Genomic DNA, 20,869 nt, shown 5'->3' with positions numbered 1-20,869 from the left:
CAAACCGTTGTCTTGTTCGGCAACTCGATTAGATTACCACAGTTTCCCATGGTTTGTCAAGTACTTTTTTCAAGTCCTCAACACTTCTTTTCAAGTTCGCCGCCGCCCTCCCGGACAGCTTTGTTAGACTACCATACCCCTGCCCCTTTGTCAAGAACTTTTTTCCTTTTGTGGGAGGTGGTGGTTAGCCGGTAAAGTGGTTGCGGCAGGGCTGCAAAGGTGGTATGATAGATTTTGTCTGAATTTTATGGCACTTTACAGGATGTATTGCGCAAAGGAGAGGCTTCACTGTGTTTGAAAACTTTATGACGGCGCTGCGCGTCGTTCTTCCTCTGGCTCTTTTTATGGGAATCGGCGTCTTGGTTCGTAAATGTAAGGTGATGGACCGTCCCACCATGCGGAAAGTGGACGGTCTTTGCTTCCGCCTGTTCATGCCCACGTTGCTGTTTAAAAACATTTATGAATCCAACGTGCTTTCCCATATTGATGGATGGGGCTTTCTATATGTACTGGTGTGCATGCTGATTCTTTTCTTCGTGGTCGGTCTGCTTCTTCCCCGCAAGCTGCTTTCGGACGGAGACAGCGCCGCGGCGGTAGGTCAGGCAATGATTCGGCCCAATTACATTTTATTCGGTCTTGCGGTTGGAACCTCTATTTTTGGGCCGGGCAGCGCGGGGATCGGTATCGTTGCCCTGTTCGGCGCGCTGATTGTGCCGCTGGTGAACATTTTTTCCACGCTGATTCTGGAGCTGAACCGATCGGGAAAGGCTGACCTGAAAAATTTGTTTCTGTCTATCCTTAAGAACCCCATGATTATCGCAACACTTTTGGCGCTGACGCTGCTGGTCCTGAATATCCGGATTCCGGATTTGCTCTATACCGTGGTCAGTGACGTGGCGGGCGTCACTACCACCATCGCCTTTATCTCCCTGGGTGTCAGTCTGGACCTGAGCCAGACCCTTTCCAACTGCCGCACGCTGATTCTGGCAGTGCTTTCCCGGATGGTGGTGATTCCTCTGATTTTTCTGCCTTTGAGCATTGCTCTGGGCTTTCGGGACGGGGCGCTGTGCGCCCTCATGATTTTCTTTGCGGCACCCACCGCCGTGGCCTCCTACCCCATGGCCGTGGCCATGGGCGCTGACGGAGCCCTTGCCGGGCAACTGGTGTGCTCCACCACGGTGACCTCCATCTTCACAATTTTCTGCTGGACCTTCCTGCTGCGGACATTTGGACTGATGTAGGATATACCCAATCCAACAAAAAGGGCTTCCCGCCTATGGCGGGAAGCCCTTTTCATATAGTTCAGTCTTTATTCCACGGTGACAGACTTTGCAAGGTTCCGGGGCTTATCGATATCGCAACCCCGCTGCAACGCCACGTAATAGGAGAATAGCTGCAGCGGCAGCACACCCAGAGAGGGCTGAAGCATCTCCGCCGTCTCCGGCACGGAGAGCACGGCGTCCGCAGTCTTCTCCATTCTTTCCCGCTGGCAGGCGGTAGTCAGAGCCATCACCTCAGCCCCCCGGGCCTTCACCTCCACCACGTTGCTCATAGCCTTGTCAAACAGCGGCGCATAGCTTCCCAGCGCCACCACCAGCGTCCCCGTCTCAATCAGGGAGATGGTGCCGTGCTTCAGTTCGCCGGAGGCGTAGGCCTCCGAATGGATATAGCTGATTTCCTTCAGCTTCAGGGACCCCTCCATGCCCATGGCATAGTCCAGATTCCGCCCAATGAAGAAAATAGAGTCGTGGTTAAAGTAGCGGGAGGCAAAATATTTCACATCCTCCGTGTCCTTCAAAAGTGCCGACATCTGCTGGGGCAGCCGCTGGATGCCCTCCACAGCGGCGGTGTACGTTTCTTTTGAAACCGTACCCAGCAAATCGCCCAGATACAGCCCTACTAAATCCATCAAAGCCAACTGGGTGGAATACGCCTTGGTGGTAGCCACGGCGATTTCAGGCCCCGCCCAAGTGTACAACACGTCGTCCGCGTCCCGTGCGATGGAGGAGCCCACCACGTTGACGATGGCCAGCGTCCGTCCGCCCCGGCGCTTAGCCTCCCGCATGGCGGCCATGGTATCCAGCGTCTCGCCGGACTGGCTGATGACCGCCACCAGAGAATGCTCATCCACCAGCGGGTCGCAGTACCGGAATTCGCTGGCCAGCACCACCTCCACAGGACGGCGCAGAAGCTTCTCCCAGATATATTTGCTTACCATGCCCACATGATAGCTGGAGCCACAGGCAATAATAAAGATGCGGGATATGTTTTCCGCATACTCCCGGGTCAGCTTCACGTCGTCCAGCACAATCCTGCCCTCCCGGATACGGGGAGAGACGGTGCGGCGAACGGCCTCCGGCTGCTCCATAATCTCCTTGAGCATGAAGTGGGGATAGCCCCCCTTTTCAGCAGCGGACACATCCCAGTCCACGGTGCGGCGGGTTTTCTCCACGGGGACAAGCTCGCCGTCAAACACGTCGATGCCCCGGGGCGTCACCACCGCGATTTCCCCGTCGTCCATATAGGCCACTTCCCGAGTGTATTTAATCACTGCCGTCACGTCGGAGGCAATGAAATTGCAATCCTTGCCATAGCCTAAGATCAGCGGACTGTCCTTCCGCGCGGCAATCAGCGCATCCGGATAGTCGGAGCAGATGATGCCGAAAGCATAGGAGCCCTCGATACGCCGCAGAACGCGGCCCACGGCCTCCATCATGTTGTGGCACTCGTTGTAGTGAAACTCCAATAGCTGGGCCACCACCTCCGAGTCGGTGTCGGACGTAAATTTTATCCCCAGCTTCTGGAGATGCTCCTTAATTTCCATATAGTTTTCAATAATGCCGTTGTGGACCAGCGCAATGTTGCCGCTCTCGCTGACGTGGGGATGGGCGTTCACGTCGTTGGGCTCTCCGTGGGTGGCCCAGCGGGTGTGGCCCACACCGAGGGTTCCCTCCATATCCGCCCCGCCGTGGAGCATGTCGCTGAGGACCTTCAACCGGCCCTTGGATTTTCTCACCTGAAGGCCATGCGTCTCGGATCGCACGGCCACACCGGCGGAGTCATATCCCCGGTATTCCATCCGCTCCAGGCCGTCCAACAAGATCGGGGCGGCTTGTGCGCCGCCCGAATAACCGATAATTCCACACATAAATGACAATCCTCCTGATATTCAATTTGTCCTTTGCAGGCCAAAAGGGCCGCAAAGCATCTGCCGGTCCCGGTTTCCGGGGCCGGATATCAAAAGGACAAACGCGCAGATGATTTGTCTCTTTTCCCACGGTCGCAGTCTTTTTGTTTTGCGGTTGCCCGCATATTTCAGACCTGCGTGACACATCCGTGGACGCGGAGGGGCATCCGCCGAATTCTCGATACTCCCCTCTCCTCGTTATCCCCCAGGGTAACCCCTGCGGGCACATGGCGCTTTTGACGGGATTTCCCGTAAGCCTCCTTTCTCCTTCTGCGACTTGGCACGATATATGATAATCCCCGCTTTTGGGCGAAGCCTTATCTGCTGTTCAAGATTGCAAGCCCACTTGTTCCGGGCCCATCTTATCCTTGGTCCATTTTAATCCGCGCCTCTCCGGGCGCCGTAGTCGGTGAGATACCGGCCATTCTCCAACAGGTAACGCCCTTTTTGCCGCATACACCCGCTTCTTCCGGCAAATACTGAGAGAAAGGGGGTATGTGCTTATGGCCACCGCGTTTTTGCGGACCGTGATTCTCTATTTTTTCATCACCGCCGGACTGCGGCTCATGGGCAAACGACAGATCGGTGAGCTGGAGCCCAGCGAACTGGTGCTGACCATGATGCTCTCGGACCTGGCCGCGGTGCCCATGCAGGATTTCGGAATTCCGCTGCTCTCGGGTATCATCCCGATTTTAACGCTCCTGTCTCTATCCATGCTATTAAGCCAGCTGTCTCTTTATTCCCTGCGCATACGAAGGCTTTTGTGCGGGTCCCCCACGGTGCTGATCGACCACGGCAAGCTCCGTCAGGAAGCAATGCGGAAAAACCGCTTCACCATCGACGAGCTACTGGAGGAACTCCGAGGACAGGGCATCTGCGATATCAAAGACGTAAAATACGCGATTCTAGAAAACTCGGGCCAGCTCTCAGTCCTGCCCTGGCCCCAAACTCAGCCGCCGTCGGCGGATGATCTGGGTGTGAAAGCGGAGGACAGCATTTCCATCCCCGTGGTTCTGGTGAACGACGGACGGCTCATCTCCCGGAATCTGGAGCTGTGTGAAAAAACAATGGACTGGCTGAAAAAGCAGGTACGCCGACAGGGCCTGAACGATTACCGTGAGATTTTTCTGCTGACCCTTGACGGCGGCGGAAATATCAACTGCATTCCAAAGGAGAACTCCAAATGAAATCGTGGCTGATCCCCATTTTTCTTCTGGCGGCGATTCTGGCCGCCTCGGTGCTGAACTGCCGCGCCATGGAGCGGGACGTGACCCGATGGCAGTCCCAGTTGGAGCAAACGGAAGAAGCCATCTCCGCCGAAAACTGGCAGGATGCAAAAAAACTTCTCTCCCAAAGCTATGAGGACTGGTCCAAGCGCCAGACCTATCTTCACATCACGGCGCAGCACAGTCTGGTAGACAGCGCAGACGCCATGTACCGCCGCTGCGCGGCCCTCATCACCGTGCAGGACCCCGAATGCATGGCAGAGCTGGCGGACCTTACGCACCAGCTATGGCTTCTCTCGGAAATAGAGCGGTTCAGCATCAAAAACGTGCTGTAAAGTGAAAGTGCCGATCCCGCTCTGCGGCTATTATAGCACACTCCTCCTCCCCCCCGCAATACAAAATCGTCCCCACGCAAAACGTCCGCTTTTCTCCCATTCCTCTCGAAAAAGGGCCGTACAAAGGGAAAATTGGTTGCCAAGCGCCGCTAAACGCGCTATACTGGTGCGAAGTCAGTCGGCTTTTGGAACAAAAGGAGGAAGCGGTATGAAAGCAAAGGCGGCAGTCAAGCGCATTATTGAAACGCTGAAGAGCATTTACCCCGATGCGCTGTGCTCTTTAAACTATGAAAAGGATTATGAGCTTTTGTTCGCCGTGCGGCTTGCCGCCCAGTGCACCGACGCTCGCGTGAATCAAACCACCCCGGCTCTGTACGCCCGGTTTCCAACGCTCCAGAGCTTTGCAGAGGCGGATGCGGCAGAAGTGGGACAGTACGTCCGCTCCTGCGGATTTTTCAACAGCAAGGCCCGGGATATTGTGGCCTGCGCCCAAAAGCTGATTTTGGAGCACGGCGGAAAGGTCCCCGCCACGATGGAGGAACTGACAGCCCTGCCCGGCGTGGGCCGAAAGACGGCAAACCTCATTCTGGGCGACATATACGGCCAACCCGCCTATGTCTGCGACACCCACTGCATCCGGATCACCGGCCGTCTCGGCATCACGAACGGCAGCAAGGACCCTCTTCAGGTGGAGCGTCAGCTCCGGCTGGTCCTCCCGGCGCGGGAATCCTCAAACTTCTGCCACCGTATGGTTCTGTTCGGGCGGGACACCTGCACCGCCCGGTCCCCCCAATGCGACGGCTGTCCGCTGGAACGGGACTGTGATTTTAAAAAAGCGCAAAAACAGGCGGTAAAGTAATTCCGCCCGTCATATCCTATGTTCGTCATATAAAAAGGGATTCCCGTTCCGGCCTTGTCGGAGCGGGAATCCCTTTTTTAAAACAGCGTAATCTGGCTGGTCTCCGCCATGCCGGCAAAGGACCCCAGCTTTTTGAGCTGCTCGATGTGGGTTTTGGAAAGCTTGCTGCAGCACATGGAAAATTCCTCGATGGAGATAAAGCTCTTTCCCTTCCGCTTCTCCACCGTGTCCGCCGCCGCCGTCTCGCCAAGTCCGCGCACCGCAGCAAAGGGCGGGAGAAGTCCGTTTTCCGTCACCTTGAACTTTGTGGCCTCGGACTCGTAAATGCTGATGGTGTCAAAGTGAAAGCCCCGCAGATAAAATTCGTAGCACACCTCCAGCGTGGTCATCAAATCCTGCTCTACCGCCGTGGCGTCCTTATTGTTCTCAATTTCGCGGATTTTTCGCTTCACCGCATCCATCCCCGCGCAGCAGTATTCCGCGTCAAACGCCTTGGCCCGGACGGTAAAAAACGTGGCGTAAAACGCCAGCGGCTCGTGCACCTTGTACCACGCGATACGAAACGCCATCATAACGTAGGCCACGGCGTGGGCCTTGGGGAACAGATATCCGATTTTGGCGAGGGAGTCGATATACCACTCGGGGACGTCGTGCTCCCGCATAATTTCCACCCAGCCGTCCGGATATCCGCCCTTTTTCACCTTGCCTTTTCGGACGGACTCCATGATTTTGAAGCTCAGCTCCGCGTCCACGCCCATGGAAATCAAATACAGCATAATGTCGTCGCGGCAGCCCACCGTTTCCAAAACGGAGGCGGTCCCGTCCAGAATCAAATCCCGGGCGTTGCCCAGCCACACGTCCGTACCGTGGGAAAAGCCGGAAAGCCGCACCAGCGTGTTAAAATCCTTCGGTCGGGTATCCACCAGCATCTGGCGGGTAAACCGGGTGTTGAATTCCGGGATGGCCACGGCCCCCGTCTCCCCCACCACGTCGTCGTGTTCATAGCCTAGGATTTTGCTGGAGATGAAGATGGACATGGTATCCTCGTCGTCCAGCGGAATAGAGCGGGGATCCACGCCGGTCAGGTCCTCCATCATGCGCACCATGGTGGGATCATCGTGCCCCAGCATGTCCAGCTTCAGGAGGTTTGCCTCCATGCAGTGATATTCAAAATGGGTGGTGATAATGTCGCTCTCCGGGTCGTCCGCCGGGTGCTGAACGGGACAGAAATCCTCAATCTCCATGTCGTCCGGCACCACAACAAGGCCGCCGGGATGCTGGCCCGTGGTGCGCCGAACGCCCACACAGCCGGTAGTCAGGCGGTTTTCCTCCGCCCGGCCCGCAGTGGCGCCGACTTCCTCCAGATACTTTTTCACCATGCCGTAGGCGGTTTTTTCCGCGAGGGTTCCGATGGTACCCGCCCGGAACACCTGCTTTTCACCAAACATTTCAATGGCGTGGCGGTGGGCCTTGGCCTGATACTCGCCGGAGAAATTCAGGTCGATATCGGGGACCTTTCCGCCGCCGAAGCCCAAGAAGGTTTCAAAGGGGATGTCGAACCCGTCCTTCACGTATTTTTCGCCGCACACCGGACAATTCTTGTCCGGCATATCCGCACCGCAGCCGTAGGACCCGTCCTGGATAAATTCCACGTGCTTGCATTTGGAGCAGCGATAGTGTGGCGGCAGGGAGTTGACCTCTGTAATGCCGGACATATAGGCTACTAAAGACGAGCCAACGCTGCCCCGGGAGCCCACCAGATAGCCGTTCTCCAGCGACCGCTGCACCAGCTTTTGGGCGGACATGTACACCACGTCGTATTTTCCCAAGATACCGCCCAGCTCCACCTTCAAACGGTCCTCCACCAGCGAAGGCAGGTCTTCGCCATAAAGCTCCCGGGCCTTCTCCCAAACCATGCGGTTCAGGTCTTCTTCAGAGTTTTCAAGCCGGGGAGGATACAGGTCCTTTGGCAGCAGCTCGAACGTTTCCACGCTCTCCGCCACGGCCCGGGGATTGGTCACCACCACCTCAAAGGCCTTTTCCTTCCCCAGATAGGAGAATTCCGCAAGCATCTCGTCGGTGGTCTTGAAGTAAATGGGAAGACTTGCGTCCGCGTCGGGGAATTTTTTCGACGCCAGCAAAATGTGGCGGTATACCTCGTCCTCCGGCTCCCGGAAGTGTACGTCTCCTGTGGCGCACACGGGCTTTCCCAGATCGTCGCCCAGCCGCACAATGGTCCGGTTCAGCTCCCGCAGATCTTCTTCTGACTGCACGTCCCCGTTTCGCAGCATAAATAGGTTGTTGCACACCGGCTGGATTTCCAGATAGTCGTAATAGGATGCGATACGCCTGAGCTCGTCCCAGTCCTTGTGGTCCGCCACGGCGCGGAACAGCTCGCCCGCCTCGCAGGCCGCACCCACAATGATTCCCTCCCGGTGCTGATTCAGCAGGGTTTTCGGAACCGTGGGCACCCGCTTGAAGTAGTTGAGGTTGGACGCGGAAATAATTTTGTAGAGGTTTTTCAGCCCCACCTTGTTTTTCGCCAGCAGAATAATATGCTTTGGAAAGCGGTTGGACTTGCTTCCAAGGGGACGCAGCTTTTCCATCTCAGGGTTGATTCCCTGAAGATTGTCAACACCCTTTTTCTTCAGCATATCAAAGAAAGGGATTAGCATATAGCCCACTGTGGCCGCGTCGTCGCTGGCGCGGTGGTGGTTAAAGGCGGGCAGGTCCAGTTCCTCCGCCACAATGTCCAGCTTATACTTGTTCAGCTTTGGCAGCAGGTTCTGGGCCAGAATCAGCGAGTCAATATAGGTGGGGTGAAAATCAAGGCCCGTCTTTTTGCAGCCCTCCCGGATAAAGCCGATGTCAAATTCTGCATTGTGGGCCGCCAGCGGGCGTCCGTCCACGAATTTCAAAAAGTCCGCCAGCGCGTCCTTCAGCTTGGGCGCGCCGCGCAGCATCTCGTCGGTGATGCCGGTCAGGCCGATAATTTCCGGCGTAAGCCGCCGCTCCGGGTCCACAAAGGTCTGGAACCGGTCGGTAATTTCTCCGTTTTTCAACACCACCGCGCCGATTTCCGTAATCGCCTCGCGCATCACCTTGAGGCCCGTAGTTTCGATGTCGAAGCATACAAACTCTCCGTCAAGGGGGCAGTCCTGCAAGCCGTGGACGGCCACCCGGTCGTCCAGATTGTTGATGAAATACCCCTCCATGCCATAGAGAATCTTGATTTTATCCCCGGCAGCGTGCCACGCGTCCGGAAAGGACTGGGCCACACCGTGGTCCGTAATGGCAATGGCGGGATGGCCCCAGCGGATGGCCTGACGCACCACCTCCTGCGGGTCGGTCAGCGCGTCCATGCTGCTCATGCGGGTATGCAGATGCAGCTCCACCCGCTTTACCTCGGCGGTATCCTCCCGTTCCTTGTGCCCGGCAGCCCGAATGAGGAAGGGGGCCATCTGGATGTCTTTCCCGTCCCAGGTAGGTTCCATTTTTCCCTGCACCGCCACCCACATGCCGGGTTTCAATTTTCCGTCCATCTTTCTGGCTTCGGCGGCGGTGAGGTTTTTCTGCACCGTCAGGGACCCGGTGTAGTCCGTCAAATCCAGACTCATGCGCCACAGTCCTGGGCGGCGCGTCTCCCGGCACTCAAAGGCGAAAATTTTGCCGATGACCGTGGCCTTTCCGGTTTTCAAATCCAGTGACCCCACGGGCACGGTTTTTCCCACAGGCTTTTTCTCCCCGTAAAACACTTCGCCCACGGCTCCGTCCCGTTTCTTTTCCGCGCCGCGGCCTCCGTCTGATCCGGCTTGAGACGCACCCTGTGTTTTTTCCCGCGCCGGCTCTATCGGACAGCACGCGCAGGAAATCCGCGCGTCGGCAAAGCCGTACGCCGTGCAAATTTCCTGCCCCAGCGCCCGGATTTCGTCTCCGCCCAGCTCCGCCCGGGTTTCCATTTGCAGCTCAATGGTACGCTCCGCCCTGTCGATGGCCGCGCCCACAAGCATGGCCCCGTCCAGCTTCGCCCGCAGGGGCGGAAGCGGCCTTACGTCCGGAAATATGTTGGAAAATGCGATTTTTGACATAGCTTCTCTCAATCCTAACCCGCTCTCAATGTATCGTACAAACCGCCGGTTTCCCAGCGATGTTCACAGCTTCTCAATCTCCTCCATCAGCGCATCCACCAGCCGCTCCTGCGGGACCTTGCAGAGGACCTCTCCCTTTCGGAAAAGCAGGCCCTCCCCGTCGCCCCCCGCAATGCCGATGTCGGCAGCGGCGGCCTCGCCGGGACCGTTGACGGCGCAGCCCATCACCGCCACGGTAATGGGCTTGCGGCAGCCGTCCAGCCGCCGCTCCACTTCCTCTGCCAGAGGAATCAAATCAATGCGCGTCCGTCCGCAGGTGGGGCAGGCAATCAGGTTCACGCCGTCATGACGCAGCCCCGCCGCCCGGAGAATTTTCTTCGCCGCGTAAATCTCCTCCACCGGGTCAGCCGTCAGCGTCACCCGGATGGTATCTCCAATGCCCATACACAGCAACCCGCCGATGCCCATGGCGGACTTCACAAGCCCCATGGACGGCGTGCCCGCCTCGGTAACGCCAAGGTGGAGGGGATACTCTGTCCGCTCCGCAAGCAGCCGGTAGGCCGCAATGGTCAGCGGCACGTCCGAGCATTTCACGGAGATGCAGATGTCGTCAAAGTCAAATTGGTTCAGCAGGGCCGCGTGGCCCAGCGCGCTTTCCACCAGCGCCTCTGCCGTCACTCCGCCGTATTTCGCCCGCAGCTCCCGCTCCAGCGACCCGCCGTTCACGCCGATGCGGATGGGAATGCGTTTCTGGCGGCAGATATCCGCCACTGCCTTCACTTTCTCCGCCCCACCGATGTTGCCGGGATTGATGCGGATTGCATCAATCCCCCGCTCCGCGCACTCCAGTGCAAATTTGTAGTTAAAGTGAATGTCGGCGATCAGCGGAATGGAAATTTGCTCTTTAATTTTATCCACGGCTTCCGCCGCCGCCCTGTCGGGAATAGCCACCCGAATCAGCTCGCACCCGGCATTCTCCAGCGCTTTGATTTGCGCCACGGTGGCGGCCACGTCGTCGGTTTTGGTGTTGCACATGGACTGAATGCTAACCGGCGCACCGCCGCCCACGGCCACAGTGCCCACCAGCAATTGCTTTGTCATCGGTACTCCCTCCCTCAGCCGAACAGCCGGGATACATCGTGAAGCGTCACAATCAGCATAAAGCCCAGCAATACCACCAGACCGCCGTAATTGATGGCGTTTTCGTATTTTTCAGGAATGCGCTTTTTAAAGAGCGCCATAGCGATGGCGTCCACCGTTAAAAACAGCACCCGCCCGCCGTCCAGCGCGGGAAGGGGCAGCAGATTCATCACCGCCAGATTCACCGCGATCAGCGCCGTGAAAAAGAGGATATTGTCCAGCGCGTCCCGGGCGCTTTCCGATGCCTGCCCCACCTGCGTGATGGTGGAGACGATGCCCACCGGACCGCTCATGTCCTTGAGCCCCGCGTCTCCCCGCGCCAGCATCTGAAGGCTGATGCGCACGGTCCGCACGAAATCCACGGTGTTGTACCACGCGATTTTCACCTTACCCAGCGCCGTGGCGGGCACAGCTTCGTTGCCGTAGAAAAATCCGTAGCCCTGATAGGGCTTGCCGTCCTGCCCGGTGCAGGTTTGCAGGGGAATCCCTGTCAGGGACACCTTTTCCCCGTCCCGCAGCACCGTCACGGCCAGCTTCTCTTTTCCGGCGTTCACCCGCATCAAAAGGGACACGTCGCCGCTGACGTAAATCCGTTCCCCATTGATGGACCAAAGCTGATCGCCCGCTTGCAGCGTCTCCTCTTCGGCGGCGGTGAACTCCGGCGCTATCCCGGCGACAGTTGGCACGTAAAACGCCTCCGCACCGGAATAGAGAATTAAGAGAATCAAAAAGCCCGTCAGGAAATTGGAAAAGGACCCGGCCACAAAAATTACAAACTGCTTCCAATAGCCCTGGCGGGTAATGGCCCGAGGATTCTCAGAATCCTCATCCTCTCCCTCCATGGCGCAGTAGCCGCCCACAGGGAGAATGCGGAGGGAATATTGCGTCTCACCCCGCTGCCTTTTGAACAGGGCTGGGCCCATGCCGATGGAAAACTCGTTGACCTGCACGCCGCAGGCCTTGGCGGCCAGAAAGTGCCCCAACTCGTGGAGTGCAATGAGCACGCCAAACATGAGAATCGCCGCGAGAATGTAGACAATCGTCATAAATACTCCTAACTAAACTGTTCCGATGCCGCTCTGCGGCGTTTCCCGTCTCTATGGAGACTCACTAAGCCAAAACAGCCCGCCGCGCGTCGGCGTCCGCTTTCAGAATATCCGAAAGGGTTGGATGATATACCACCGGGACGGCCTCCCGCGCTTTTTTCACCAGTCGGGAAATGTCGTTGAAGCCGATTTTCTCCTGCAAAAACAGGCTCACCGCCGCTTCGTTGGCTCCGTTCAAAACGGCGCAGGCGGTGCCTCCCGTTTCCGCGGCCGACTCCGCCAGCGCAAAGCAGGGAAACGCCTCCCGGTCCGGCGCGGCAAAGGTCAGGGGCGGACAGGTCAAAAGGTCCAGCGGCTCCGCCGGATTTTCCCCCCGCCGGGGATAGGTAAACGCATAGCGGATGGGAAGGCGCATATCCGCCGTTCCAAGCTGGGCCAGAACTGCCCCGTCCCGATACTCCACCAGCGAGTGCACGATGCTCTGCCGGTGAACCAGTACATCCACCTGAGAAAGGGGGAGACGGTAAAGGCGCATGGCCTCGATGACCTCCAACCCCTTGTTCATCAGCGTTGCGCAGTCCACCGTGATTTTCGGTCCCATCTTCCAGTTCGGGTGGCGCAAGGCATCCTGCTTCGTCATGCCCTCAAGCTCCGCAAAGCTTTTTCTGTAAAACGGCCCGCCGGAACAGGTCAGCAGCAGGCGCTTTACCTCCCGCCGGTCCTCGCAGCCCCGCAGGCACTGGAAAATGGCGGAATGTTCCGAATCCACCGGGACAATCTCCGCCCCGTGCCGGTCCGCCGCGTCCATCACCAGTTCCCCTGCACATACCAGCGTCTCCTTGTTGGCAAGCGCAATGCGCTTGCCCTGTTCAATGGCGGCCAGTGTGGGCCCAAGGCCCACCATGCCCACCACGGCAGCCACTACCGTGTCCGCGCCATCAATCGTTGCCGCCTCCAAAAGCCCCTCGGGCCCGGAGACAATTTTTACGTTCAAGTCTCCTACCCGGCTGCGGAATTCCTCCGCGGCCGCAGGGTCGTACAACGCCACAAGACGCGGCAGAAACTGCCGCGTCTGCCGCTCCAAAAGCTCTAAATTTCCGCCCCGGGCAGCCAGCGCCTCCACGCCCAGGCTCAATTGCTCCGCCACATCCAGCGTCTGCCTTCCGATGGAACCAGTGGAGCCTAACAGTGAAATTGTCTTTGTCATACCGTCACCGCCTTGCGTCCATGCCCCATGGGCTATGGACTCTTTTTCAGCACACCCGCATCTCAGGCGCGGACGCACCCCTTCTTCTCACAGAACGCCAAGGGCCAGCCAGACAAGCGGAGCCACAAAGGTCACGCTGTCAAACCGATCCAGCACGCCGCCGTGCCCCGGCAGCAGCTTTCCGTAATCTTTCACGCCAAATTCCCGCTTAATCACGGAAAAACTCAAATCGCCGATCTGGCCCGCCGCGCTGCCCAAAAGGCCCACTGCAAGCACCTGTCCCCACGACAAAACCGCTGCATCCAGCAGCCACAATCCCGCGCAGTTCACCAGCGCCAGTCCAATCACGCCGCCAAGCAGACCGCCTACGGCCCCCTCCACCGTTTTTTTCGGGCTGACGGGGGTCAGCTTGTGCCTACCGCACAGCATCCCGCCAAACAGCGCGAAGGTGTCGCTTCCAAAGGAAATTCCCAGAGGGACAAACACCAGCAGCCGCCCCGCCTCCTCCAGCCGCAGCAGCAGCAAGCAGGAGAGCATCAGCGGAAACACCAGCCCGGAAAAGATGGCGGCAGTCACATCCGAAAACGTGATCCGTTCCTCCGCCGTATAGTCCAGAATCGCGCCAAGAAACACCAGCAGCACAAATCCCAGCGCCAGCGCCGGAGTCAGCGGCAGGTTTTCCAGCATGGCAGGGCGCGGAATATCCGCCAAAATCTCCAGCCGCGCTTTTCCGTCCCCGCCAGCGCCAAATTCCTCATAGAGGACCACCGGCACCACTGCCGCCACCAGAACCGTCAGCCGCTGGAGCTTCTCTCCGCCCTTTTTCAGCACGGCGCGGGCCAATTCCCACGCGCCAACGCCGCACAGAGCCATGCTCAGCGCCACGGTAGCCGCAGGAGGTGCAAAGCCCAAAACGAAAATCAGCGCCGGGATGCCGAGTACCGCCACCATCACCCGTTTGAACATACCATCAATCCTTATCTGTGAAGCAGATCACTTCACGCCGCCAAATCGGCGGTCCCGTTTCTGATAGGCCGCCACGGCCCGGTCAATCTCCGCCTCGTCAAAGTCCGGCCAGAGGGTATCCGTGTAATAAAATTCTGAATAGGCGCACTGCCAGAGCAGGAAATTGCTCAGCCTCAGCTCGCCGCTGGGGCGGATAATCAGCTCCGGGTCCGGAACACCCGCGCTGTCCAGATAGCCGGAAAACACAGCCTCGTCCAGCTCCTCGGGCTTGCGCAGCCCGGCAGTGCAGTCGGCGGCAAAGCGCCGGGCGGCCCGCAGAAGCTCGTCCCGCCCGCCGTAATTCAGGCAGATGTTGGCTTGAAAGGCGTCTCGGCCCAGATGCTCCGTAATTTCATCCGTCTCCCGGGCCAAAGACCGCAGCTCGGGGGGGATGGCTGTCATATCTCCGAAAAATTTCAGCCGGATACTGTCCCGCTCCATAGAATCGATAGCCTCCAGCAGATACCGCCTTAAAAGCGCCATGATGGCGCCCACCTCCGTCTCGGACCGCTTCCAGTTCTCCGTGGAAAAGGCATACACCGTCAAATATTCAACGCCCAGATTCTTGCAGTAGGTGGCAATTTTTCGAAAGGTTTCTGCCCCGGCCTTGTGCCCGGCGGTGCGGGGCAGGCCCCGCTTTTTCGCCCAGCGGCCGTTGCCGTCCATAATGATGGCAATGTGGCGGGGCAGGCGGCTTTTGTCCACCTGCCCCGCCTGCTTGCCTGAAAGTTCGTTGATCATCAAATTGCCATCAATTCCTTTTCCTTGGCAGCAAGCATTTCATCCAGCTTTTTGCAGCTGTCGTCCGTCATTTTCTGAAGGTCCTTCTCCGCCTGCTTCAAATCGTCTTCGGTAATCTCCGTTGCCTTTTCCAGCTTTTTAAACGCCTCCATGGCGTCCCGGCGGATGTTGCGCACAGCCACCTTGCCGCTCTCGGCATATTTGTGAATCTGCTTCACCAGCTCCTTGCGCCGCTCCTCCGTCAGCTGGGGAAATCCAAGACGCAGGCTTTTTCCGTCGTTCTGCGGATTGATGCCCAGATCCGAATTCTGAATGGCCTTTTCAATGGACTTCAGCGCCGTTGCGTCCCAAGGCTGAATCACCAGGGACCGGGGATCCGGAGAGGCAATGGAGGCAATCTGCTGAATGGGCGTGGGGGTCCCGTAATAATCCACGGTAATGCGGTCCAGCACCCCGGCGTTGGCCCGGCCGGCACGCACGGCAGCAAAATCCGCCGCCACGGACTCGACGCTCTTTTTCATCTTGTCCTCGTAAATCTTGTACTCCTCTTTCTGCATAACGGTCACTCCTTCACGATTGTTCCGATTTTTTCCCCGCACACGGCGCGGATAATATTTTCAGGATCCTTCAAAGCAAACAAAAGCACGGGAATGTGGTTGTCCATGGACAACGACGTGGCCGTGGAATCCATCACCGTCAGGTGCTGGGCCAGCACGTCGTCATAGGTGATCGAATCGTATTTCACTGCGGAGGGGTCCTTCGCCGGGTCGGCGGAATACACGCCGTCCACATTCTTGGCAAGCAGAATTACGTCCGCCCCGATCTCCGCCGCCCGCAAAACGGCGGCGGTGTCCGTGGAGAAATAGGGGTTTCCGGTGCCGCAGCCGAAGATCACCACACGGCCCTTTTCAAGGTGCCGAATGGCCTTGGAGCGAATATAAGGCTCGGCAAAGGACCGCATCTCCACGGCAGTCTGCACCCGGACCTCCACGCCCCGCTGCTCCATCACGTCTGCCACTGCAAGGCAGTTTAAAACCGTTGCCAGCATGCCCATGTGGTCGGCCCGGGTACGCTCCAGCTTTCCGCCGCCGTCCTTCACACCGCGCCAGAAATTGCCGCCGCCCACCACGACGCCCACCTGAACGCCCATAGCGATGCACCGCCCAATTACGTCGCACACCCTGCCGATTACTTCAAAATCAAGACCCGAGTGCTTATCCCCAGCCAGCGCCTCTCCGCTGATTTTCAGCAGGACGCGCTTGTATACAGGTTTTGCCATCTTGCAAACCTCCGTTGTATTTCAGATAGCGCTATTCTATCAAATTTCATAGCCTTTGGAAAGGGGAAAAGCAAGTTTTTTCAAGAAAAAGCACAGGAGACTGCCGCCCCCTGTGCTGCTTCCCCGGTTTTTTCCCCGGGGAAGCCCGACGCAGCCGTCATTTTAATTTGCGCAGACCGCCTCCAAAAGACCAATGAGCTGCTCCCGGCCCGTACCTTTCTCCGCGGAGAAGGGCACCAGAGGCTCGTCGTCCACCATTTCCAGTGTCTGGCGGATAAAGGCCAGGTTTGCCTCCACCTCACGGGCCTTCAGCTTGTCCAATTTGTTGGCAATCACGATCTCGGGGCAGCCGCTCTCCCGGAACCAGCTGTGCATGGTCACGTCGTCGGCGGTGGGCTTGTGGCGGGCGTCCACAATCAGAACGCCCACGGTGAGAATGTCGCCCTCGTCCTGAAAATACCGCTCCATCAGGCGGCCCCACCGCTCCTTTTCCGTCCGGCTCACCTTTGCATAGCCGTATCCCGGTAAGTCCACCAGCCATGCTTTGCCGTCAACCTTGAAATAGTTGATCTGGGTGGTCTTCCCCGGCGTTGCACCCACATAGGCAAGGTTTCTCCGCCCTACCAGACGGTTGATCACCGAGGACTTGCCCACGTTGGACCGGCCCGCAAAGGCCATCTGAGGCAGTCCGTCCCGCAGGAAATCCTTTGGGTCCGCCGCCGAGCGGACAAATTCCGCTTTCATAAAATTCACCGGGAAATCACTTCCTTGCTTTTATTTTTAAATATACAGCGCCGCAAAGCGCGGGGGCGGGACCGGCGGCTTTGCCGCCGGTCCACGTCACGCGCGGCTCTGCCGCCCGCCGCACTAAAGCCGTATACGCGACCCGTGTTACATTCTTATTGCCGCAGCGCGTCTCCACCCGTCTCCCGGACGGGGGAGAAAGCCGCCACCACGGTCTGCTCCTGCTCCGCCGTCTTTTCCGCCCTGCTCCTGGCAAACGCGGGACACAGTGCCCGGCTCAAAACCTCATCCACATTGCCCACGGGGATAAACTCCAGCGCGGCACGAACAGTCTGGTCAATCTGCTCCAAATCCCGCACGTTGTCCGCCGGAATCAGAACCGTTTTCACCCCGCTGCGCAGGGCCGCCATGGTTTTTTCCTTCAGTCCGCCAATTGCCAGCACCCTGCCCCGCAGAGTAATTTCCCCGGTCATGGCGATGCCCGCCCGGACCTTCCGCCCGGTAAGGGCGGAGCACAGCGCCGTGGCCACAGCGATACCCGCGGAGGGTCCATCCTTGGGGACGGCGCCCTCGGGGAAGTGGACGTGAATGTCCTTATTCTTGTAAAACTCCGGGTCGATGTCATAGACTGCGGTCCGGCTGCGCAGGCAGCTCAGCGCCGCCTGAACGGACTCCTTCATCACGTCGCCCAGATTTCCGGTCAGCTCCAGCTTTCCGGTTCCGTCCATCACGTTGGCCTCTACCTCCAGGATTTCACCGCCAACTTCGGTCCAGGCAAGGCCGTTGACCACACCGACCTCCTCCCGCTCCGAATACAGGGCGGGGGGATAGGGCGACATATCCAGCAGTCCGTGCAAATCCGCTTCCACCACGGCAACGCGCTTCGTCTCGCCGGTGAGCAGGTTCAAATCCGCCTTGCGGCACAGGGCGGCAATCCTCCGCTCCAGAATGCGCACGCCGGATTCTCTTGTGTAATCCCGAATCAGGGCGCGAATGGCCCCGTCATCTATTTTAAGCTGGGATTTTTTCAGCCCGTGCTCCTTCATCTGCTTGGGTATCAAGTGATTTCTGGCAATTTGCAGCTTTTCCTCGTCGGTATAGCTGCCCAGCTGAATCACCTCCATCCGGTCCAGCAAGGGACGGGGAATGGTGTCGGTGGTGTTGGCGGTGGTAATAAACATGACGCGGCTCAAATCCACCGGAATCTCCATAAAGTGGTCCCGGAAGGCGTGGTTCTGCTCAGAATCCAGCACCTCCAGCAGGGCGGAGGCCGGGTCACCCCGGAAGTCGCTGCCCAGCTTGTCGATTTCGTCCAGCAGCAGCAGCGGGTTCATGGACTTACTGCGGCTGATGGCCTCGATAATCCGCCCCGGCATGGAACCGATGTAGGTTTTCCGGTGGCCCCGGATATCTGCCTCGTCCCGGACGCCGCCCAGGCTCAGCCTGGCCAGCTTCCGGTTCAGCGCCTTGGCAACGCTGACGGCAATGGAGGTTTTGCCCACGCCGGGAGGGCCGACAAGGCAGAGGATCTGCCCCTTCCCCTCCGGGTTCATCTGGCGCACGGCAATCGTCTCCACAATCCGCTGCTTTACCTTTTCAAGGCCAAAGTGGTCCTTATCCAGAATCTTTCTGGCGGCCTCCACATTCAGCCGCTCACGGGTCACGGTGTTCCATGGCATTTCCAGACACACGTCCAGATAGTTGCGGATCACCGCGCTCTCAGCGCTGGAATAGGGCTGCTTGCCCAGTTTATCCACCTCTTTCATCAGGTGGGCTTCCGTGTCCTCCGACAAGTCAAGCCGGAGAATGCGCATGCGGTATTCGTCCAGCTCCTCGTCTCCGTCCTCGCTCTCACCCAGCTCGCTCTGCATCACCCGAATCTGGGCCCGCAAAATCTGCTCCCGCTGGGACCGGGCAAGCTGAGATCGGACTTTGCTCTCCATCTCGCCCTCAAACGCCAGCACGTCGTTCTCCCGGGCCAGAAATTCGTTGAGCTTGCGCAGGCGGACGTAGGCGGAAGTCTCCTCCAGAATGCTCTGCCGCTCCTCAGCCCGCAGTTGGACGTTCTGTGCCAGAAAATCCGCAAGATACCCCGGGTCCCGGCTTTCCAATACCTGCGCTTTCACGCCGTCCGGCAGGTTGGAAACCTTTCCCGCGTATTCCTCAAACAGCACGGCGGTCTGGCGCAGGAGGGCCTCTGTCCGTGGACTGTTTAAAAATGCCTCGGACTCCTTCTGCTCCGGCAGTGCCTCCACGTTGGCCTGCAAAAACGGCTCGGACTGCCACAGGCGCTTCATCCGCGCCCTGCGGCCGCCCTCCACCATCACCCGCACGCTCCCCTCGGACACGCGCAGAACCTGAGAAATGTGGGACACGGTGCCCACCCGGTAGAGGTCCTTCTCTCCCGGCACCGCCGTTCCGATTTCCTTTTGTGTCACCAGAAAAATTTCCTGGTCCGTCTCCATGGCCCGGCTCAGGGCCGCAATGGAGATAGGCCGCTCCACATCAAAGGTGATGTTCATATGTGGGAAAACCGTCAGGCCCCGCAGGGCCAGGACGGGAATATTCCAGGTTGTCAGCTCCATGGCCAGGTTCCTTTCTTATTGAAGAAAGGGAGACGCGGCTCGCGTCCCCCTTTCTATGTCAGGCTTGCGGCTGCTCAGGATGCGGAGGCCGGTGTGCTTCCGGGCAGTTCCGCCTTTTCGGTTTTGCCGTTGTTCAGCTTCACCGCATGGCTTGCGCGCCGCTTGTCGTGTACCAGCGCCGGCTGCTCCGTCCCCTCCACGCAGGCCTTGGTAATCCGCACGGTTTCAATGGTGGGGTCGGAGGGAATGTCATACATAATCTGCGTCAGCATGGACTCCATCACCGCCCGCAGACCCCGCGCGCCGATGTTCCGCTCAATGGCCTTGTCGGCCACAGCCTCCAGCGCCTCCTGCTCAAAAATCAGCTCCACATTGTCATAGCCCAGCAGCTTTTGATACTGCTTCACCAGGGCGTTTTTCGGCTCCATGAGAATCCGCACCAGATCCTCGCGGCTCAGTGCGTTCAGCGTGGCAATCACAGGAAGGCGGCCCACCAGCTCGGGAATCAAGCCGTATTTCAAAACATCATGAGGCTGAACTCCGGCCAAAATCCGGCTCAGGTTCCGCTCCTTCTTCCCCTCGATCTTCGCGCCGAAGCCGATGCTTTTCTGGTCCAGCCGCTGCTCGATGATTTTGTCCAGCCCGTCGAACGCGCCGCCGCAGATAAACAGGATGTTCTTGGTGTTTACCTGAATGAACTCCTGATGAGGGTGCTTGCGTCCGCCCTGCGGGGGGACGTTGGCCACGGTGCCCTCCACGATTTTCAAAAGAGCCTGCTGCACGCCCTCGCCGGACACATCCCGGGTGATGGAGACATTTTCGCTCTTGCGGGCAATTTTGTCAATCTCATCCACGTAGATAATGCCCCGCTCGGCCCGCTCCACGTCAAAGTCGGCGGCCTGTAAAAGGCGCAGGAGAATGTTCTCCACATCGTCACCCACATAGCCTGCCTCGGTGAGGGTGGTTGCGTCCGCAATCGCGAAGGGGACCTTCAGAATGCGGGCCAGCGTCTGGGCAAACAGCGTCTTGCCGGAGCCGGTGGGCCCCAGCATGAGAATGTTGCTCTTTTGCAGCTCCACTTCCTCGTCGCCGCCGAAGTAAATCCTTTTATAGTGGTTGTACACCGCTACGGACAGGGCGACCTTCGCTTCGTCCTGCCCAATCACATACTGGTCCAGCACACCCTTGATTTCCTGGGGCGTGGGCAGCTTGTCAGGGATTTCCTCCAAACCGGAGGCGCCGGTGTCCTCGAACCCATCGTTCAAAATGCTCATGCAAAGCTGAACGCATTCGTCGCAGATGCGCACGCCCGGTCCCTGAATCATCCGGTGAACCTGCTGCTCGTGCTTGCCGCAGAAGGAGCAGCGAAGAGTTCTTTTGTCGTCATTCGGCATGGTATTACCTCAGTTCTGCCTTTCCGGAAAGGC

General features: G+C 58.4%; 16 protein-coding genes. 4 read left to right on the top strand and 12 right to left on the bottom strand.

Annotated features, from left to right (window positions below; translation table 11 throughout):
- The first annotated feature begins 290 nt into the window (after positions 1 to 290).
- Positions 291 to 1,241, top strand: coding sequence for an AEC family transporter (locus tag ABVS15_RS11305; RefSeq protein ID WP_369283781.1), 951 nt, complete (start codon positions 291 to 293; stop codon positions 1,239 to 1,241).
- Positions 1,242 to 1,309: 68 nt separating this feature from the next.
- Here ABVS15_RS11305 and glmS read toward each other — a convergent pair whose 3' ends face one another.
- Positions 1,310 to 3,148 (bottom strand): glutamine--fructose-6-phosphate transaminase (isomerizing), encoded by a 1,839-nt coding sequence (glmS, locus tag ABVS15_RS11300; RefSeq protein ID WP_369283780.1) that lies wholly within the window; start codon positions 3,146 to 3,148, stop codon positions 1,310 to 1,312.
- 542 nt (positions 3,149 to 3,690) lie between these two features.
- Here glmS and ABVS15_RS11295 point away from each other — a divergent pair.
- The 3 genes from ABVS15_RS11295 to nth all read left to right on the top strand — a co-directional run bounded on the left by ABVS15_RS11295 (position 3,691) and on the right by nth (position 5,607).
- The gene (locus tag ABVS15_RS11295; protein WP_369283779.1) at positions 3,691 to 4,374 is read left to right on the top strand and encodes a DUF421 domain-containing protein; all 684 of its coding nucleotides are present in this window, start codon (positions 3,691 to 3,693) and stop codon (positions 4,372 to 4,374) included.
- Positions 4,371 to 4,748: a DUF4363 family protein gene (locus ABVS15_RS11290; RefSeq protein ID WP_369283778.1), complete on the top strand. Its 378-nt coding sequence runs from the start codon at positions 4,371 to 4,373 to the stop codon at positions 4,746 to 4,748. Before ABVS15_RS11295 ends, ABVS15_RS11290 begins: the two co-directional genes overlap by 4 nt.
- Before the next feature lie 208 nt (positions 4,749 to 4,956).
- A complete protein-coding gene (gene nth, locus ABVS15_RS11285) occupies positions 4,957 to 5,607 on the top strand; it encodes an endonuclease III (protein WP_369283777.1) in 651 nt (216 codons plus the stop codon).
- A 77-nt stretch (positions 5,608 to 5,684) separates the two neighbouring features.
- Here nth and ABVS15_RS11280 read toward each other — a convergent pair whose 3' ends face one another.
- From ABVS15_RS11280 to clpX, 11 genes are all read right to left on the bottom strand, one after another.
- Entirely contained in the window at positions 5,685 to 9,695 is a 4,011-nt protein-coding gene (locus ABVS15_RS11280) for a PolC-type DNA polymerase III (protein WP_369283776.1), read from the bottom strand.
- A 63-nt stretch (positions 9,696 to 9,758) separates the two neighbouring features.
- Positions 9,759 to 10,796, bottom strand: coding sequence for a flavodoxin-dependent (E)-4-hydroxy-3-methylbut-2-enyl-diphosphate synthase (gene ispG, locus ABVS15_RS11275; RefSeq protein WP_369283775.1), 1,038 nt, complete (start codon positions 10,794 to 10,796; stop codon positions 9,759 to 9,761).
- 14 nt (positions 10,797 to 10,810) lie between these two features.
- Positions 10,811 to 11,881: an RIP metalloprotease gene (locus ABVS15_RS11270; protein WP_369283774.1), complete on the bottom strand. Its 1,071-nt coding sequence runs from the start codon at positions 11,879 to 11,881 to the stop codon at positions 10,811 to 10,813.
- A 64-nt stretch (positions 11,882 to 11,945) separates the two neighbouring features.
- Positions 11,946 to 13,088: a 1-deoxy-D-xylulose-5-phosphate reductoisomerase gene (locus ABVS15_RS11265; protein WP_369283773.1), complete on the bottom strand. Its 1,143-nt coding sequence runs from the start codon at positions 13,086 to 13,088 to the stop codon at positions 11,946 to 11,948.
- A gap of 87 nt (positions 13,089 to 13,175) precedes the next feature.
- Positions 13,176 to 14,054, bottom strand: a complete 879-nt coding sequence (locus ABVS15_RS11260; RefSeq protein ID WP_369283772.1) for a phosphatidate cytidylyltransferase — start codon at positions 14,052 to 14,054, stop codon at positions 13,176 to 13,178.
- A 27-nt stretch (positions 14,055 to 14,081) separates the two neighbouring features.
- Complete coding sequence (locus tag ABVS15_RS11255) at positions 14,082 to 14,834, bottom strand: isoprenyl transferase (protein ID WP_369283785.1); 753 nt, start codon at positions 14,832 to 14,834, stop codon at positions 14,082 to 14,084.
- Positions 14,834 to 15,391 carry a ribosome recycling factor gene (gene frr, locus ABVS15_RS11250; protein ID WP_369283771.1) on the bottom strand — a complete coding sequence of 186 codons (558 nt, stop codon included), beginning with the start codon at positions 15,389 to 15,391 and terminating at the stop codon, positions 14,834 to 14,836. Before frr ends, ABVS15_RS11255 begins: the two co-directional genes overlap by 1 nt.
- A gap of 5 nt (positions 15,392 to 15,396) precedes the next feature.
- Positions 15,397 to 16,113: a UMP kinase gene (gene pyrH / locus ABVS15_RS11245; protein WP_369283770.1), complete on the bottom strand. Its 717-nt coding sequence runs from the start codon at positions 16,111 to 16,113 to the stop codon at positions 15,397 to 15,399.
- Between the two features lie 162 nt (positions 16,114 to 16,275).
- Positions 16,276 to 16,857, bottom strand: coding sequence for a ribosome biogenesis GTP-binding protein YihA/YsxC (gene yihA, locus ABVS15_RS11240; protein ID WP_369283784.1), 582 nt, complete (start codon positions 16,855 to 16,857; stop codon positions 16,276 to 16,278).
- A gap of 155 nt (positions 16,858 to 17,012) precedes the next feature.
- Complete coding sequence (lon, locus tag ABVS15_RS11235; protein WP_369283769.1) at positions 17,013 to 19,442, bottom strand: endopeptidase La; 2,430 nt, start codon at positions 19,440 to 19,442, stop codon at positions 17,013 to 17,015.
- 74 nt (positions 19,443 to 19,516) lie between these two features.
- Positions 19,517 to 20,836 (bottom strand): ATP-dependent Clp protease ATP-binding subunit ClpX, encoded by a 1,320-nt coding sequence (gene clpX / locus ABVS15_RS11230; RefSeq protein ID WP_369283768.1) that lies wholly within the window; start codon positions 20,834 to 20,836, stop codon positions 19,517 to 19,519.
- Between the last annotated feature and the right edge of the window lie 33 nt (positions 20,837 to 20,869).

Source organism: Oscillibacter sp. GMB15532 (assembly GCF_041020825.1).
Classification (GTDB): domain Bacteria; phylum Bacillota; class Clostridia; order Oscillospirales; family Oscillospiraceae; genus Oscillibacter.
Note: the sequence above shows the minus strand (reverse complement) of the source record. Positions and strands in the feature narration are given on the sequence as shown.